This window comes from Ornithinibacillus californiensis (genome assembly GCF_001038485.1).
GTDB classification, from domain to species: Bacteria; Bacillota; Bacilli; order Bacillales; family Amphibacillaceae; genus Ornithinibacillus; species Ornithinibacillus californiensis.
Genome location: NZ_LDUE01000063.1, coordinates 161,531 through 178,088 on the forward strand (window position 1 = coordinate 161,531; position 16,558 = coordinate 178,088).

At 36.7% G+C, this 16,558-nt stretch carries 15 protein-coding genes; 13 read left to right on the top strand and 2 right to left on the bottom strand.

Annotated elements, in window-relative coordinates:
• Window positions 1–30 precede the first annotated feature (30 nt).
• Both TE34_RS17115 and TE34_RS17120 read left to right on the top strand, forming a co-directional pair.
• Window positions 31–486: a hypothetical protein gene (locus TE34_RS17115; RefSeq protein WP_047986031.1), complete on the top strand. Its 456-nt coding sequence runs from the start codon at window positions 31–33 to the stop codon at window positions 484–486.
• A 211-nt stretch (window positions 487–697) separates the two neighbouring features.
• Window positions 698–1,942 (top strand): EAL and HDOD domain-containing protein, encoded by a 1,245-nt coding sequence (locus tag TE34_RS17120; RefSeq protein ID WP_047986032.1) that lies wholly within the window; start codon window positions 698–700, stop codon window positions 1,940–1,942.
• A gap of 116 nt (window positions 1,943–2,058) precedes the next feature.
• Here TE34_RS17120 and TE34_RS21285 read toward each other — a convergent pair whose 3' ends face one another.
• Window positions 2,059–2,226 (bottom strand): hypothetical protein, encoded by a 168-nt coding sequence (locus TE34_RS21285; protein WP_169749112.1) that lies wholly within the window; start codon window positions 2,224–2,226, stop codon window positions 2,059–2,061.
• Between the two features lie 205 nt (window positions 2,227–2,431).
• Between TE34_RS21285 and TE34_RS17125 the strand changes: the two genes are divergently transcribed.
• Genes TE34_RS17125 through TE34_RS17135 form a run of 3 tightly spaced genes read left to right on the top strand, consistent with a single transcriptional unit; the run spans window position 2,432 to window position 5,491 of the window.
• Window positions 2,432–3,703 (top strand): nickel pincer cofactor-dependent isomerase, group 22, encoded by a 1,272-nt coding sequence (locus TE34_RS17125; protein ID WP_047986033.1) that lies wholly within the window; start codon window positions 2,432–2,434, stop codon window positions 3,701–3,703.
• The gene (locus tag TE34_RS17130; RefSeq protein WP_047986034.1) at window positions 3,700–4,575 is read left to right on the top strand and encodes a fumarylacetoacetate hydrolase family protein; all 876 of its coding nucleotides are present in this window, start codon (window positions 3,700–3,702) and stop codon (window positions 4,573–4,575) included. The genes TE34_RS17125 and TE34_RS17130 overlap by 4 nt, the downstream gene beginning before the upstream one ends.
• Window positions 4,576–4,633: 58 nt before the next feature.
• Window positions 4,634–5,491, top strand: a complete 858-nt coding sequence (locus TE34_RS17135) for a protein kinase domain-containing protein (protein WP_047986035.1) — start codon at window positions 4,634–4,636, stop codon at window positions 5,489–5,491.
• A 28-nt stretch (window positions 5,492–5,519) separates the two neighbouring features.
• Here TE34_RS17135 and TE34_RS17140 read toward each other — a convergent pair whose 3' ends face one another.
• Complete coding sequence (locus tag TE34_RS17140) at window positions 5,520–7,103, bottom strand: peptide chain release factor 3 (RefSeq protein ID WP_047986036.1); 1,584 nt, start codon at window positions 7,101–7,103, stop codon at window positions 5,520–5,522.
• Window positions 7,104–7,382: 279 nt separating this feature from the next.
• Between TE34_RS17140 and TE34_RS17145 the strand changes: the two genes are divergently transcribed.
• The 8 genes from TE34_RS17145 (at window position 7,383) to TE34_RS17180 (ending at window position 16,553) form a co-directional block, all read left to right on the top strand.
• The gene (locus TE34_RS17145; protein ID WP_047986037.1) at window positions 7,383–8,288 is read left to right on the top strand and encodes a hydroxymethylglutaryl-CoA lyase; all 906 of its coding nucleotides are present in this window, start codon (window positions 7,383–7,385) and stop codon (window positions 8,286–8,288) included.
• Between the two features lie 129 nt (window positions 8,289–8,417).
• Complete coding sequence (locus TE34_RS17150) at window positions 8,418–8,933, top strand: hypothetical protein (protein ID WP_047986038.1); 516 nt, start codon at window positions 8,418–8,420, stop codon at window positions 8,931–8,933.
• A 101-nt stretch (window positions 8,934–9,034) separates the two neighbouring features.
• Window positions 9,035–9,583, top strand: a complete 549-nt coding sequence (locus TE34_RS17155) for a helix-turn-helix domain-containing protein (RefSeq protein ID WP_269083196.1) — start codon at window positions 9,035–9,037, stop codon at window positions 9,581–9,583.
• Between the two features lie 278 nt (window positions 9,584–9,861).
• A complete protein-coding gene (locus tag TE34_RS17160; protein ID WP_047986040.1) occupies window positions 9,862–11,154 on the top strand; it encodes an L-lactate MFS transporter in 1,293 nt (430 codons plus the stop codon).
• 83 nt (window positions 11,155–11,237) lie between these two features.
• Window positions 11,238–13,589 carry an FdhF/YdeP family oxidoreductase gene (locus tag TE34_RS17165; RefSeq protein ID WP_047986041.1) on the top strand — a complete coding sequence of 784 codons (2,352 nt, stop codon included), beginning with the start codon at window positions 11,238–11,240 and terminating at the stop codon, window positions 13,587–13,589.
• A gap of 11 nt (window positions 13,590–13,600) precedes the next feature.
• On the top strand, window positions 13,601–14,413 hold the full coding sequence (gene fdhD / locus TE34_RS17170) for a formate dehydrogenase accessory sulfurtransferase FdhD (protein ID WP_047986042.1): 813 nt from the start codon (window positions 13,601–13,603) through the stop codon (window positions 14,411–14,413).
• Window positions 14,414–14,504: 91 nt separating this feature from the next.
• Window positions 14,505–15,512: a GTP 3',8-cyclase MoaA gene (gene moaA / locus TE34_RS17175; protein WP_047986043.1), complete on the top strand. Its 1,008-nt coding sequence runs from the start codon at window positions 14,505–14,507 to the stop codon at window positions 15,510–15,512.
• Between the two features lie 30 nt (window positions 15,513–15,542).
• Window positions 15,543–16,553, top strand: coding sequence for a MoeB/ThiF family adenylyltransferase (locus TE34_RS17180; protein WP_047986044.1), 1,011 nt, complete (start codon window positions 15,543–15,545; stop codon window positions 16,551–16,553).
• The last annotated feature ends 5 nt before the right edge of the window (window positions 16,554–16,558 follow it).

Sequence of the window (16,558 nt, forward strand, 5' to 3'; positions counted from 1 at the left end):
TATATACGAAAAACAACTAGGAGGTAAAAGATGAAAAGATGGTTAACTACATTAGTTGTAGTTTTGTTCATTGTTCTTATTGCTGATAGTAATGTGTTAGCATATGAAGAATCTAAAACCAAATATTTTGGAGTAGGAGCAACGGTAGAGGAAATTGAACAAGCGACTTTTCAAGTGAAGACGATGGGCGAAAAGTCAGAGGAAGGGTTCATTTATACCCCGGTTCAAATCAAAAAAGGTAAAGATATGACATTTAAAGTGACCTTGCAAGGGGATGGAACAGTTTTTCTGAAATTGGTAGAAACGGATTCTAAAGGCAGATTTATAAATGAACACACTACTCCAATGATTTTATTGACTAGTGATTGGAAAGCGTATAAGCTTCCAGCTACGTTGAATGAAAAAACTGCACAGATCGATACTCTAGTTATAACAGGTGGTAAGCAACAAATGAACTTTATGTTCCGTGACGTAGCTGTTGAATAATAATAGAGGTACGAATATTGGATTCGTTTCCTCTATTGTTTTAAATTAATATAGATTTATACCGCAATTAATATTGTAAACCTTTAGGAATAAAGAACTTCACTTAATTAATATTAAAACCTATCTTAGGCAAAATTTAATAAAATCTGGCTATTACTGTCAAATTTATGGTATTATTTTACTATAAAATGACTAAATTCGAGGTGGGACTGTGGAGGTTTATGTTGCCAGGCAACCGATTTTAACTAGAAAGCAAGAGATATTTGCTTACGAGTTACTATACCGTAGTAATAAACATGACAATTTATATTCAAATGGTGATTTTGATCAAGCCACCTCAGAAGTAATTAACAGTTTATTGCAAATAGGTATCGAAGAAATAACCGAAGGAAAACCTTGCTTTATTAATTTTACGGAAACATTACTAGAAAATACTTTTCCTACTTTCCTGCAGCCAGAATTAATGGTTATCGAAGTATTAGAAACGGTTAGACCGACAGAAAGAATCATCGAAAATTGTAGAATATTAAAAGCTCAAGGGTATAAAATTGCTCTTGATGATTTTGAATTGCGAGATAATGATCCTTATTATTGGAAGCTTATTGAATTAGCGGATATTGTTAAAATTGATGTACAAAAAAGTAGTCGATTAGAACAACTGAAGATTATGAAAGCGCTAAATAAGTATAATATGATCTTTTTAGCAGAAAAGGTTGAAACCAGAGAAGAATATGAGCAATGTTTAAAAGATGGGTATACATTTTTTCAAGGATATTTCTTTAGTAAACCAGTAATATTAAGAACAAGTGATTTACCTATTTTAAATCATAACTTATTTGTAATTATTTCGGAGCTTTCCAAGGAAGAGCCAGATATAGATAAATTAACTACTTTTATTGAATCTGATGTTTCTTTATCTTATAAGCTTCTTCGTTTACTCAATTCTCCTGCTATTGGCCTTGTCTATAAAATTAAGTCAATTAAGCAAGCAATCGTATTACTTGGGTTAATTGAGCTCAGAAAATGGGTGTATGTCTTGTCATTTCGTGAACATCTTAACAAAACCGATTTTATTATGGAAGAAGTAATTAAACTAAGTCTAACTAGAGCGAAAGCAAGTGAGTTAATTAACATATCTATTGGTAAGAGAAGTCAGAGTTCAAGTGCTTTTATTGCGGGGCTATTCTCTCTGGTAGAAACTATTTTTAAACAACCATTAGGACAAATATTAAATAAGTTACCACTTGATCAAGAGATTAAGCAGACCCTTTTAGGAGAAGAGACTTCTTTAACCCCTGTGAAGGATCTAGTTTTTGCTGCAGAAAAAGGGGAATGGTCTGAGATAGATCGTATTGTCTTGGAAGTTGGATTAAATGGCGATAAATTCAGTGATTTGTACAAACAATCAATTAAATGGGCAAAAGATGTTCTAGTTGGTACGGAAGCGTTGAATTAAATAATTATTTATTAAAAACTTTGTTATTTCTATAAACAAAGTTTTTTTAGTTACTCCTTTCAATCATAATAAGAAAACTAACACATTTTTATATAGTTGTGTTAGTTTTCTTAGGGTTAGGATTCACTATTGTCATGATTCCAATAAGTATCTTGATTGCTAACAGGGCATTGGGGGAATAAATCTTCCTTGTTTAGCGTTGCTTTTGCACCTGATTGGCAAATGTAGGTACCTTCTACAGGTACTCCCTGACCAGTACGGTATTCGCTTAAATTTTTTTCCACAAGAACACCTCCTAATTTAGTATCACCAATTAGAGTTTTCTTTCCCCATAAATAAAATCTTAATGTAGTTGTACAGACACAACTTCATTAAGAGTACTAGATGTTCGAAATCTATGTGCTTAATATTCTACCTATCTCTAGTGAATATTTAGAAACTATAATGTATACTGATAATTAACTTTGGTTGCCGTTAGGGGGTGATAGGATGATTTTATATGAGATAGAACAGAAATTTAAATCGTCCAAGATTCATAATCTAAGAGAAACAATACGTGAGGAACTATCAAAAAACACAGAACTAAAAGGTCTACCAGCAGGTTCCCGTGTTGCTATAACAGCGGGTAGTAGGGGGATAGATAATATTGTTGTTATCTTGAGGGAAGTTGTATCCTATCTAAAAGATAAACAATTGTTTCCCTTCATTGTACCTGCTATGGGGAGCCACGGTGGAGCAACAGCTGAAGGTCAACTAGCTGTATTGTATCAACTTGGGATTACGGAAGATACAATAGATGCACCAATCAAATCTTCTATGGATGTTGTAAACCTAGGGGAAGTCACTGGAGAATTACCGGTTTATATGGACAAATTTGCCTATGAAGCAGATGCTATTATAGTCATCAATCGAGTGAAAGCTCATACGGCTTTCAGTGGCAAAATTGAAAGTGGCTTAAGTAAAATGGTTATGGTTGGATTAGGTAAACAGAAAGGGGCAAGCTTTGTTCATAGTCAGGGTGCAGAACGAATGGAATATAATATCGTAGAGGGTTCAAAGTTTGCTTTAGAAAATTCACCTATATGCATGGGACTTGCTATCGTGGAAGATAGTTACGAGCAAACAGCGATTATTAAAGGGGTATCGAAAGAAAACTGGCATGAAGAGGAAGGGGAGTTACTTAAGCAATCGAAAGATCTAATGCCATCCTTACCAGTAAGTGAGATAGATTTACTAATAGTAGAGGAAATGGGAAAAGTTTATAGTGGAACAGGAATGGACCCCAATATAATTGGACGTATAAGAATTGACGGTGTTCAAGAACCAACAAACCCGAAGATTAGAAGAATTACAGTATTAGACCTCGCTGAAAAGTCCCATGGTAATGCTCAAGGGATTGGACTTGCAGACTTTACGACTGAGAAATTAGTTGAAAAGGTAGACAAACAGGTGACTTATATGAACACTATTACTACTACTTTTTTACGTAGGGCAATGTTACCGTTAATATATTCGACGGAGCAGGAGGCAATCGAACAAGCTTTTTTGAGCCTAGGTCCTAACTTTAAACGGGAGGAGGGAATAATCATTCAAATTGCAAATACGTTACATATCAATCGTTTGATAGTTTCTGAGTCTGCATTGGAGAAAATTCCCCCTAATGTTGAATATTCTATTATTAATAAATTTAACCTGTCATTTCAGAATGGAGATCTAGTATATAAACTATCTAAAAAATATGTAGGGGAGAGTGAAGTATGAGATTAGCGACAATATTATACCAAGAGAAAGAACAAGCTTCCATTGTATTTTATGAAGGATTATTACCAGTAAAACTATTAAACGAGCGACTAAATGTACTTTGGCCAACTGACTTATTTGAACTTGTAAAAACGGAAAAGCTAGAAGCATTAATAGACTTTATTAAAGAAAAAGAAGAAATGATATTATTGAAAACATCCTCAGACTTAATTCCACATCAAGAAGTAAACTATGGCCCTCTTTATCGTCACCCTGGAAAGATTTGGGGAATAGGACTAAACTATGTAGAACATGCTTCTGACTTACATGAAGTTGCACCGAATACAGAACCTGCAAGCTTTATGAAGCCTGATACAACGATTATCGGACAAGGTGATGCGATAGAAATCCCATATCAATCCTATCGTACTACTGCTGAAGCGGAATTAGGTATTATTATTGGTAAAGAGTGTAAAAATATTGAGCCAGAGGAAGTTCCGAATGTAATCGCTGGCTATACAACCATTATAGATATGACGGCAGAGGACATCTTGGAGAAAAACCCACGATACTTAACTCGAGCCAAAAGTTTTGATACATTTTTTAGCTTTGGTCCGCAATTAGTAACGATTGATGAGGTGGAAGATATATCAAAACTACAAGTATCCACTGTTATAAATGGTGAAGTACACCGGAAGAATATCGTAGAGAATATGACGTTCAAACCAATGGATTTAGTCTCGTTTCATTCAAAGGTGATGACCTTGAAACCAGGTGACATTATTTCTACTGGAACACCTGGAGCGATAAAGGTATCAGATGGCGATGTAGTTGAATGTCACATTGATGGATTTACGAGTCTAGTAAATCCCGTGAAAGACTTAAAAGTTTAAATAATACTAAGCCTTACGTTTCTTGATATATGTCATAGCTTAATAGGGGTGGCTCTTTATAATAAAGCGAGTAGGTAATGTTGCAATTCATTTGAAAAAAGACCATGACTTTGCATGGTTAGAAAAAATAGGAACGGTATTTTGTGTGTTCGATCAACAAGACTCTGGCAATATCAGTTTCGGAGTGGAGAAAAATGGAGAGAAACGGTTTGTGAAATATGCAGGGGCTAATACTATTCATGCTTCCGTTAATTCTAATATTGCCATACAGAATCTGAAACAATCCGTACCATTGTATCAAGAATTAAAGCACCCAAACTTGGTAAATTTACTTGAGCATTTTGAGACTAAACAGGGATATGCTTTAATCTTTAATTGGTTCTCTGGGGAAACTCTTCACAATCACTGGGAATTTCCTCCACCAGATAAATATGAGCACCCGGGTTCATCTTTTTATCGGTTCAAGCAATTATCGGTAAAGAAACGATTAAAATCTTTTCGGCAGATTTTAGAATTTCATGTTCATGTCGAAAAGAACGATTATGTAGCTATTGATTTTTATGATGGAAGTATTCTATATGATTTCAGTACAGATCGGTTAAAGATCTGTGATATCGATCTTTATAGGAAGAAGCCATTCCAGAATTTGATGGGAAGGATGTGGGGATCATCTCGCTTTATGTCTCCAGAAGAGTTTCAGTTAAACGAATACATTGATGAACGTACAAATGTATTCAATATGGGATGTACTGCGTTCTGCTTAATTGGTAGTGATAGTAATCATTCTTTTGAACATTGGGATGCTGGAAGAGAATTATATGAAATTGCTCTAAAAGCGGTCGAGAAGGACCGAGATAAACGATATTCCAGTGTTGAAGAATTCTATACCGAATGGAAAAAATGGAGCAAAGGTTAAACACATAACCTTTGCTCCATGGTGATTATTATATTTGACCATAGGAATTAACTTCAAATAAGTCAATTAGTTCTATATCCTTATGGTTATCCTTGAACCAGTTTAATGAGAAATCATTACGGAAAAGAACGAGGTAGTTATCCTCACGGTCACGAACTAGTAGATTTCGATCATCGAAAAGTGATTCTTTAACTTGTTCAGACTTCAACCAACGAGGAATTCTTTCTCCAATGGATTCAAATAGAACCTCAACATTATATTCATTTTCCATGCGGTACTTAAATACCTCATATTGTAATTCGCCTACTGCACCAATAATGTAAGATTCCGTTCGCTTATCTTTGAATAACTGTATAGCACCTTCTTGAACTAATTGCTCAATTCCCTTTTTAAACTGTTTGGACTTCATCACATTCTTAGCCATAACTTTCTTAAATAGTTCAGGTGGGAATTTAGGGAGCTCATCAAATTCAAAGTTTGCTTTCCCTTCGATTAGTGTATCACCAATTTGATATGCATTTGGATCATATATTCCAATGATGTCTCCTGCGTATGCCTCGTCAATAGTGTCTCGGGATGAGGCGACAATTTGCTGAGATTGGGAGAGTTTAAATACTTTACCTGTTCGAGATAGTTTGACACTCATTCCCCGCTCAAATTTCCCAGAACAAACTCGGACAAATGCAATACGATCACGATGGGCTGGGTTCATATTGGCTTGTATTTTAAAGATAAAACCAGAGAAATCAGTGTGTTCGGGTGCAATAACTCCCTCGGTTGATTTTCTAGGTTGAGGGGATGGTGCGTAAGTGATGAACGTATCAAAGAAATCATTAACACCGAATGGTGCCAGTGCACTACCAAAAAATACCGGAGTTTGCTCGCCACTTAAGACAGCTTCAAGTGAGAATTGATCACCAGCCTCATCTAATAACTCCAGTTCGTCTTTAGCAGATATAAATTCTTCTTTCGTTGTCATATCCGTATATTCAGCGTTGTCTAATTCAGTATAAGGAATATGGGATTCATCCTCATTCCCATTGAATTTAATAAATTGTTCGTTCATTCGATCAAATATTCCAAGGAATCGTTTACCCATACCGGCAGGCCAGTTCATTGGAAATGTCTCGATTTCTAAAACTTCTTCTATTTCCTCAAGTAATTCTAGCGGTTCTCTACCTTCGCGGTCCAATTTATTAATAAACGTAAATATTGGGATGCCACGCATACGACATACCTTGAAAAGCTTCAGAGTTTGAGCTTCAATTCCCTTTACAGAATCGATAATCATGACAACACTATCCACCGCAGTAAGTGTTCTGTATGTGTCCTCACTAAAGTCTTCGTGCCCTGGTGTATCAAGAATATTGACTTGGAAGTCCTTATATGGAAAATTCATTACACTAGATGTGACAGAAATACCACGTTGTTTTTCAATTTCCATCCAGTCTGATGTAGCAAACTTGCCAGACTTTTTCCCTTTTACCGTACCTGCAGTACGAATCAGATTTCCATATAATAATAATTTCTCAGTTAGCGTTGTTTTCCCCGCATCGGGGTGAGAAATGATTGCAAATGTTTTTCGTTTTGCTACTTCTTCTTTTATGTTCATAAATAATCCCTTTCCATGATAACTTCTTAGGTATTTCCATTTTTCTATAATACTATATTCACCTTAACAATGCATGATATTTCATAAGAAGTCTGGTTGACATTATCGCGATACTTAGTTAAACTGTATTCAACTTAGTTGAATAGAACGACACAAAATTGAATAAGCTGTATTAAAACGTTTTAAAATATGTAGCATAAATTATTGTATAAAGATTATCAACATGAATGAAAGCGCATTCTCTTGTACGATGGCGCCCAATAATGAGGAGGGAAGAATTTGAAAAAATTGCCTAGTTTCGTTCAGTTAAAAGAAGTAGGTCCGCGTGACGGCTTGCAAAACGAGAATAATTTTATTTCAACTGATGATAAGGTTGCATGGATTGATATGCTCTCCAACACAGGGGTTAGCGAAATCGAATATTCATCTTTTGTAAATCCGAAATGGATACCTGCATTAGCAGATGCAAAAGAGGTGGGGAAGAGAATAAAGCGCAATCCAAAGGTAGAATATTCAGCTCTAGTTCCAAATATAAGAGGGCTGGAAAATGCGATTGAAGCTGGTATTGATCGTGCATCTGTATTTATGTCTGCAAGCGAAACGCATAATCTAAAGAATATTAATAAATCAATAGAAAACACATATCCAGTTTTAAGACAGGTAATCGAAGAGAGTAAAACAGAAGGCAAGAAAGTAACTGGTTATGTTTCAACTGTATTTGACTGTCCATATGAAGGAAGTATATCACCTGACCAAGTCATGCGGGTATGTGATCAATTGATTGCTTACGGTGTGGATGATATTTCACTAGGAGATACAATTGGATCGGCTGTTCCTTCGCAGGTCGAAAGGTTACTCGATGAAGTGCTCAAGCGTTTTCCAAAAGAGAAGTTAATTATGCATTATCATGATACGAGAGGCATGGCAATTGCTAATATTATGACATCGTTGCAATATGGTATATCAAGATTTGACACATCAATTGGGGGATTGGGCGGCTGTCCATATGCGCCAGGAGCTGCGGGGAATGTAGCAACTAATGACGTCCTCTACTTACTTCATGGTTTAGGGATTGGCACAGGTATTCAAGAAAAGAAGGTTCAAGATGCATCTATTTTCATTCAAAATAAACTTGGTAAAAAGCTTCCAAGTCGCTCTTTAGCATTTATAGAAGGTACAGCTTAAAGGAAATTAAGGAATGTGATATTCAATACACATTCCTTTTTTATGTTTTACAAAAAATAAAAATATTCATTAAATTATATGGTAGAATAAACAAGAATTTAAATTAATTCATTGTTTGGAGGGGGATACATGCGACATATTCGCTTATCTGAAAAAATTCTACTCTTAGGTTATGGCATGATTTTAATCTTTATGTTGGTTCAAGATTGGGTTCCACTTGGTAAACTGAATGACATAGAAGCTATTAAGCAGGAAAATACCACCGGTGAACTGGTTGTAGTAACTTTAATCGGTGTAGTACAAGTTGTTTTATTTATCTTTTTAATACTATTATTTGTAGGTAAAAAGTATCCAATATTTATCAAATTGTGGCTAGTAATCCATCCTTCTTGTATTTTAGCAGGTGCTATAATAGATTGGTGGCTGCCTTATCTCACTGGTTTTGGTGCTGAAAATAGAATCGAGCGGTATCATACAATGTTTGGCGAAACACATGCATTTCTTCCAATTATGAATGGAATTGTGCCAAATACTCTACATACGTTATTTCATATGACATTGTTATTTTGTATCATCCTGTCGATTTATATTTTTGTAACCGAGAAAAGAACACGGATAATAAATACACAGGAAAAAGTAAGTTAATAAACGGAAAAGGCTTGGCCTTGACGTCTGTTTAAATTGTCATCTATGATATAGAAAAGATCTTAGTCAGAGGGGAGAGAAATGTCATAAATCTAGAAACAATTGGAAAAAAAGTCAAAGAAGTGCGCTTAAGAAAAAAGCTTACACAACAACAAGTTGCTGATACTGTTGGAATATCAAAAAGTATGCTATCAAAAATTGAGAATGGCCAAACAGCTTCAGCAGTTGCGACATTATCAAAAATAAGTGAAGCACTTGAAGTTTCTCTCTCATGGTTATTAGATGAGCGGAAAGAAGAAGATTTAGTGATGCTACCAAAATCTAGCAGAAGAGCAAGATTTGGAGACGAGAATATGGGTTATTCCTATGAACTATTGGCTAATCGATCATCACTATCAGGATTTGAACCGACAATTGTTCATGTAACGCCGAAGAAGTTAAATCTGCGTGAAGAGACTTATACCCATTCACAAGATGAGTTTATTTTCATTTTAGATGGCTCCATTTACCTTCTATACGATGGAACTAAATATCTTATGGAACAGGGAGATAGCGCTTGTTTCCAAGGATCTAAACCACATCTGTTCGTCCCTGTGGATGACAATGAAGCAAAAGTTCTGACGTTCTTCATTGATAATCCAATATCATAAAGTCTTGCACAATAAAAGGTGCAAGACTTTTATAATTTAGTGGAGTAAAGCGCTAAATTTTTTTGTTGCTATGTAATCGTTTTCATGTTACCATATTAAACAGAATTTGGTGAAAATAGGGAATAAAACATTAACTTTCCATATATTTACACTTCATTATACTAAGTCCTATTGTCACAATATCAACTCTGTAAAACTAACATGTAATTCCTTTTTAGTTTGTTTTCTAATCTTAATAGGTTTAGAAAACTTACATATATATTTAAAGGAGGATGTTTATGGAGAAGGTAAAAAATAGGTGGCTTATAGCTGCATCAGCGCTTGGGGTACACCTGTCCATTGGGTCGGCTTACGCATGGAGTGTGTTCACAAATCCAATGATTGACGAATACGGCTGGAGTCAGACACAAGTTTCAACTGCATTTAGTATTGCAATTTTCATCCTAGGTTTCTCAGCAGCTTTTATGGGGAGATTTGTAGAGAAGAATGGCCCTAAAAAATCTAGTATGCTAGCAGCTATCTTCTTTGGAGTAGGGGTAGCAGGATCAGGATTTGCAACCATGATGGAATCATTATTATTGTTATATTTATTTTATGGACTTATAGGTGGGATTGGACTTGGAATAGGATACATATCACCGGTATCTACATTAGTAAAATGGTTTCCGGACAGACGTGGTTTAGCTACAGGATTAGCCATCATGGGCTTCGGGTTTGCCGCTATGCTTAGTGGACCTGCGATTGAAGCGCTAATAGGGGCAGTTGGAATACCTTATACTTTCTATATTCTTGGAACCATCTATTTTGTGGTAATGACAGTATCTGCACAGTATTTGTCACCCCCACCAGAGGGGTGGGCTCCTGAAGGGTTTGTAGAAAAACAAGAAGCTGGTAAAACAAAAATTAAGATTAAAGAAGATTTGTCTCAACTCACAGCAAATGAAGCTGTTAAGACAAGACGGTTCTGGATGTTGTGGTTTATGTTATTTATCAACGTAACCTGTGGTATTGCTATTATTGCTGTAGCTTCACCGATGGCTCAAGAGATAACTGGTATGACTGCGCTAGCTGCTGCAGCTATGGTAGGTTTACTAGGGTTATTTAATGGTGGGGGAAGAATTGGCTGGGCTTCATTAAGTGACTATATTGGTCGTCCCAATGTCTATACAGCGTTTTTCGTGATTCAGGTTGTTGCATTTACAATGTTGCCATTTGCGTCGAACCCATTCTTGTTTCAAATCTTAGTATTTGCAATCTTAACATGCTATGGAGGAGGATTTGCTTCTGTGCCAGCATACATTGGCGATTTGTTTGGAACGAAACAGCTTGGAGCTATCCACGGTTATATCTTGACAGCTTGGGCAATGGCAGGTGTAGTAGGACCAATTTTACTATCCTTTATCTATGACAATACTGGAAATTATTCATTAACCATGACCATCTTTTCTGTTCTTTTTGCAGTAGCACTAGGATTATCCCTATGGATACGTGTGGATATTAAACGGCTTCGTGGAGAAAAAGAAAAACTAGCAGTACAACATGCAACTGCGGCAACAAAAGAAGTAGAATAATATAGTTTAAGTAAGGGTCGGCTCTCATACGTGAGTCTGGCCCTCTATGTATATGTAAACCATTTTCCGAGGAGGAGAGAGCATTGGGAAACACGAAACACACTGGCCCTATAAAAATATCTAAGAAGCCTGACCCTAAGCTCTGGGTAAGTACGGTACCATTTGGATTAGGGAAGGTTAAACCGCATCATATTAGAGACACAATGAAAGTGGTATGGGAAAATAAAGATAATCTACCTTATGCAACCCGGATCTTGACGCAAGGTGTCTGTGATGGCTGTGCCCTAGGTGTAGCAGGACTGAAGGATCAAACATTAAAAGGCCCTCACGTATGTACAACAAGACTGAATGTTTTACGCTTAAATACGATGGGGGCAATAAAAGAAAGTGTATTACATGCAGATATTGATGAACTTCGAAAAATGAATAGTACAGAACTTCGTAAGTTAGGCAGAATTCCATATCCATTAATTCGCAAACCAGGTGACAAGAAATTTAATCGAATATCATGGGACCATGCAATGGACATGATTGCTAATAAGATGAAAAGTATTAACCCAAAACAGGCAGCATTTTATACAACATCGCGTGGAATCACTAATGAATCCTATTATACATTAGCGAAAGTTTCGAGATTTTTAGGTGTCAATAATGTCGATAACGCATCAAGAATCTGTCACTCTCCATCAAAAACAGCATTAAGTCGTTCCATTGGTGTTGGGGCCTCAACATGTAATTATAAAGATTGGATTGGGACAGATGTATTAGTATTCTGGGGTTCAGTTGCCGCAAATAACCAACCAGTGTCTACGAAATATATGTATGCTGCAAAAAGAAAAGGAACGAAAATTATCATAATTAACCCATATCATGAACCTGCCATGGACAACTATTGGGTCCCTTCCATACCTGAATCTGCGTTATTTGGAACGAAAATTGCAGATGACTTTTATCAGGTTAATATAGGTGGGGATATCGCATTTATGCATGGGATTATGAAGCATTGGTTTGAAATGGAAGCGCAAGAACCTGGTTCTGCACTGGACCATGATTTTATTAAAGAACATGTAAATGGATTAGACGAATTAAAAGAAAAAGTAACAGCTTATAACTGGGAATTACTTGAAAAATCTTCTGGTATATCCAGAGAACGCATGCTAGAATTAGCCCGATTATTGGCGAGATCAAAATCTGCTGTCTTTGTTTGGTCCATGGGACTAACACAGCATCGCTTTGGAACGGATAATATATCACAAGTAGCAAATTTAGCACTCCTTAGGGGATTCCTTGGTCGAGAGCATTGTGGGCTAATGCCGATACGAGGTCACTCTGGGGTTCAAGGATCAGCTGAAATGGGAGCAGATCCATTCTCCTTACCTGGTGGTGGGCTGGACGAAAAAAACCGAAAACGTATTGAAGAGATTTGGGGATTTGAAATTCCAGAGTGGCAAGGGGATATTGTAGGCGTATCCCTAGAAAACGCATTATTACCAGAAGAACATGAAAGAAAACTAAAACTCTATTATATGTCCGGTGGTAATTTTCTAGAGACCATGCCAGACCCAGAGTTTGTAAAGGACAGCCTTGAAAATATTGATATACGGGTGCATCAAGATATTATTCTTAACACATCGACTCTACTAGATGCAAAGGAAGCAGTCATTATACTTCCAGCAATGACTAGATATGAGCAACCTGGTGGTGGAACTTCTACTTCTACGGAAAGAATGGTGTATTTTTCGCCTGAAATCAAAGGTCCACGAATGGAAGAGGCACGGACAGAGTGGGAAATCTATGTTGACTTAGCAAAACGTGTGAAGCCTGAAGAAAAAAACTTGATTGATTTCAAGGATGCGTTTGAGATACGAGAAGAAATAGCAAAAGCAGCACCAAATTACAATGGTATCCAACATTTAAAGGAGAAGGGGGATCTTTTCCAATGGGGTGGAGCTTGGCTATGTGAAGACGGTAATTGCCCTACTCCAGATGGAAGAGGGAATCTCATTAGCGTTGAGCTACCAGAACTACGTAAACCAGAAGGGCACTTCTATGTGACAACAAGACGTGGAAAGCAGTTTAACTCGATGATTTATGATGAAAGAGATCCATTTAATGCAGCTGACCGCTACGATGTATTAATGAGTGAAGAAGATGGTAAGGAACTGGGTATCAGGGAAGGTGATGCTATCGTTGTCTTCAACCAGCATGGAACGTTTACCGGTCGGGCTAAATTCGAGCCAGTGAAAGCTGGTAATTTACAAGTCCACTGGCCAGAAGGTAATGCTCTCATACCAAAAGGAGTTTATGAAGACTTTGCGGGTATCCCAGAATATAATACAGCGGTAATCGTAGAAAAAGCAGAAACATACTATGCTCATAAGGATACCAAGTATGTGGAAAAACGTGTAGAAGAACTTGAAATGGAGCCACACTAGAAGGTGAGAATATGAATGAGGTTAAACAAGAAGGTTGGGAAATAATCCGATTTCACGGAACAGAAGCAATAAGAATGGAGGAGGAAATTGTACAAGAATTTCCTCTCACCATTATCTTGAATGGGGAAGAATTTGCAACTATGGTTTGCTCACCTACCAATCTGGAAGAATTAATTATAGGTTTTCTTGCCTCGGAAGGGATTATTCGGTTGTACGAGGAAATAAAAGATATCTCTATCGATGATAATCTTGGATTTGCATATGTAGAGCTTTATAAATCAATAGATTTGTCGCAAAAGGATTACTCCAAACGTTTTATAGGCTCTTGTTGTGGAAAGAGCAGACAGTTTTATTTTAAAAATGATGTGAGAACTGCTAAAACGATTGCAAGTCGATTATCCATTTCAGTTGAACAATGTTATAATTTAATGAGAGATTTGCAGCTTCGTTCGGAACAGTTTAGAAGAACTGGTGGGGTACACAATGCAGCACTAGCGACGCCTGCAGGACTATTAGAAGTTAGAACGGATATTGGTAGGCATAATGCACTTGATAAAGTCTATGGTACCGTCTTACAACAGAAGATACCATTACAAAATAAGCTAATTGTGTTTAGTGGTAGAATCTCCTCAGAAGTATTGCTGAAAATTTCCAAGATTGGTGTTGGAATTCTGCTCTCAAATGCAGCGCCAACAGATTTGGCTTTAAATTTAGCAAATGATTTAGGGATTACAGTTATAGGTTTTGCCAGAGACAATAAGATGAATGTTTATACTCATCCATATCGAATCCAAGATCTGAATATGGAGTCATGTACAAATTAATATTAATTATCGGAGCTGTATTTTAGTTATAGAATACAGCTCCTATCCATAGATTAATAGTTAAGTCAGTTTATTAGGAGGCCATAAGCATATGAGTATAACGGATAAATTCGGTAGGCCCTTACAGGATCTTCGTATCTCGGTGACAGATCGCTGTAATTTTCGATGTACATATTGTATGCCTAAAGAGATATTCGGTAAGGATTATCCGTTCTTACCGAAAAGTCAGTTACTATCTTTTGAAGAGATTGAAAGAATAGCTAAATCATTTGTGAATTTAGGTGTAAAGAAGATAAGGTTGACTGGTGGGGAACCCTTGTTACGGAGGGATTTACCGGATTTAATTTCGAGATTATCTGCAATTGAAGGATTAAAAGATATCGGTTTAACTACTAATGCAACCTTACTAGAAAAAATGGCAGAAAAACTAAAGGAAGCTGGTTTGAAGCGGATAAATGTTAGTTTAGATGCGCTTGATAATCCCCTGTTCCAATCGATAAATGATAGTGGAGTAAGTACAGAGCGTGTTCTAAAAGGGATTGAGCAAGCGGTCCAAGTTGGGCTTGAAGTGAAAGTAAATATGGTTGTAAAAAAAGGAATGAATGAACACGAGATTGTTCCTATGGCTAAGTATTTCAAAGACAAGGGTATAACCCTTAGATATATCGAATTTATGGATGTAGGAAAGACCAATGGATGGGATTTCAGTAAGGTGGTAACGAAGAAAGAGATCTATGAACAGCTTTCCCAACATTTTGAAATGGAACCCGTTGATCCAGGATATATTGGAGAAGTTGCAAAGCGTTATCGTTATGTTGGTACGAATACCGAAGTTGGTTTTATTACTTCTGTATCAGAATCATTTTGTTCTACTTGTACTAGAGCACGGATTGCTGCAGATGGTAAGCTATACACTTGTCTCTTTGCAAATAAGGGTTTTGACTTTAGGGAATTCCTACGGTCTGGAGTGACGGATGTAGAGCTAGCAGATCAAATCTCCGCAATATGGTCTAAACGAATAGATAGGTATTCCGATGAAAGAACAGAAGAATCTGCTCGAAATAAAGATAGAATCGAAATGTCCTATATCGGTGGCTAATAATTAACTTATCAAGGGTGAGGGAAAACAATGAACGATCGGTATTCACGTCAGGCTTTATTTAAACCAATCGGCAATTATGGGCAGGAGAAAATACGAGAAAAACATGTGCTGATTATAGGTTGTGGTGCTTTAGGAACAGCGAATGCAGAGAGCTTAGTTCGTGCGGGAATTGGTAGGCTAACAATCATCGATCGAGATTATGTGGAGGAGAGTAATCTACATAGACAACAGCTTTTTACGGAACGAGATTACCTAGATCAATTGCCAAAAGCTGTTGCAGCCAAAAATCATTTACATCGTATTAACTCATCGGTGGATATTGTGACATATGTAATGGATGGGGATAGTACCAACATAGCCCCATTATTAGATGATGTAGATCTTGTTATTGATGCAACAGATAATTTTGATATACGATTTATTATGAATGACTTGGTTCACCAATATAACATTCCTTGGATTTTTGGTTCTTGTGTTGGCAGTACGGGAATGAGTTATACCATTATACCTGATAAAACTCCGTGCCTACAATGTTTGCTTGAAGCAACACCTGTTTCTGGGGCTACCTGTGATTCTGTAGGTGTTATTGCTCCTACTGTGCAAATGGTAGTTGCTCATCAGCAGGTGGAAGCTCTGAAAATATTAGTAGAAGATTTTGAAGCTCTGCGTACTAGACTAGTAACTTTTGACCTGTGGAATAATTTATACCATACGATTGACATGAAACGATCTAAAAAAAGTACTTGTCCTACTTGTGGTGAGAATCGAAGTTATCCTAAGCTAACTTATGAGTCTCAAACAAAGATGGAAGTACTTTGTGGTAGAAATACTGTTCAGGTTCGAGCAAAGAGAGAAGTACATCTTGATGAACTTGCAGTACGTTTAAGCGAACTTGGGAAAATACATCAAAATGATTTCTTATTGTCGTTAGAATACCAGGAATACCGTGTGGTAATTTTTAGAGATGGCAGGGTCTTGATTCACGGAACAGATTCTACAGAAGAGGCTAGAAATATATATTATCAGTTAGTTGGATAGGAGGT

Excerpts from the sequence above, each read along its gene's own strand:
- TE34_RS17115 (WP_047986031.1), top strand. The coding sequence starts at position 31 with ATGAAAAGATGGTTAACTACATTAGTTGTAGTTTTGTTCATTGTTCTT.
- TE34_RS17150 (WP_047986038.1), top strand. The coding sequence starts at position 8,418 with ATGCGACATATTCGCTTATCTGAAAAAATTCTACTCTTAGGTTATGGC.
- TE34_RS17125 (WP_047986033.1), top strand. The coding sequence starts at position 2,432 with ATGATTTTATATGAGATAGAACAGAAATTTAAATCGTCCAAGATTCAT.
- moaA (WP_047986043.1), top strand. The coding sequence starts at position 14,505 with ATGAGTATAACGGATAAATTCGGTAGGCCCTTACAGGATCTTCGTATC.
- fdhD (WP_047986042.1), top strand. The coding sequence starts at position 13,601 with ATGAATGAGGTTAAACAAGAAGGTTGGGAAATAATCCGATTTCACGGA.
- TE34_RS17130 (WP_047986034.1), top strand. The coding sequence starts at position 3,700 with ATGAGATTAGCGACAATATTATACCAAGAGAAAGAACAAGCTTCCATT.
- TE34_RS17160 (WP_047986040.1), top strand. The coding sequence starts at position 9,862 with ATGGAGAAGGTAAAAAATAGGTGGCTTATAGCTGCATCAGCGCTTGGG.
- TE34_RS17140 (WP_047986036.1), bottom strand. The coding sequence starts at position 7,103 with ATGAACATAAAAGAAGAAGTAGCAAAACGAAAAACATTTGCAATCATT.
- TE34_RS17180 (WP_047986044.1), top strand. The coding sequence starts at position 15,543 with ATGAACGATCGGTATTCACGTCAGGCTTTATTTAAACCAATCGGCAAT.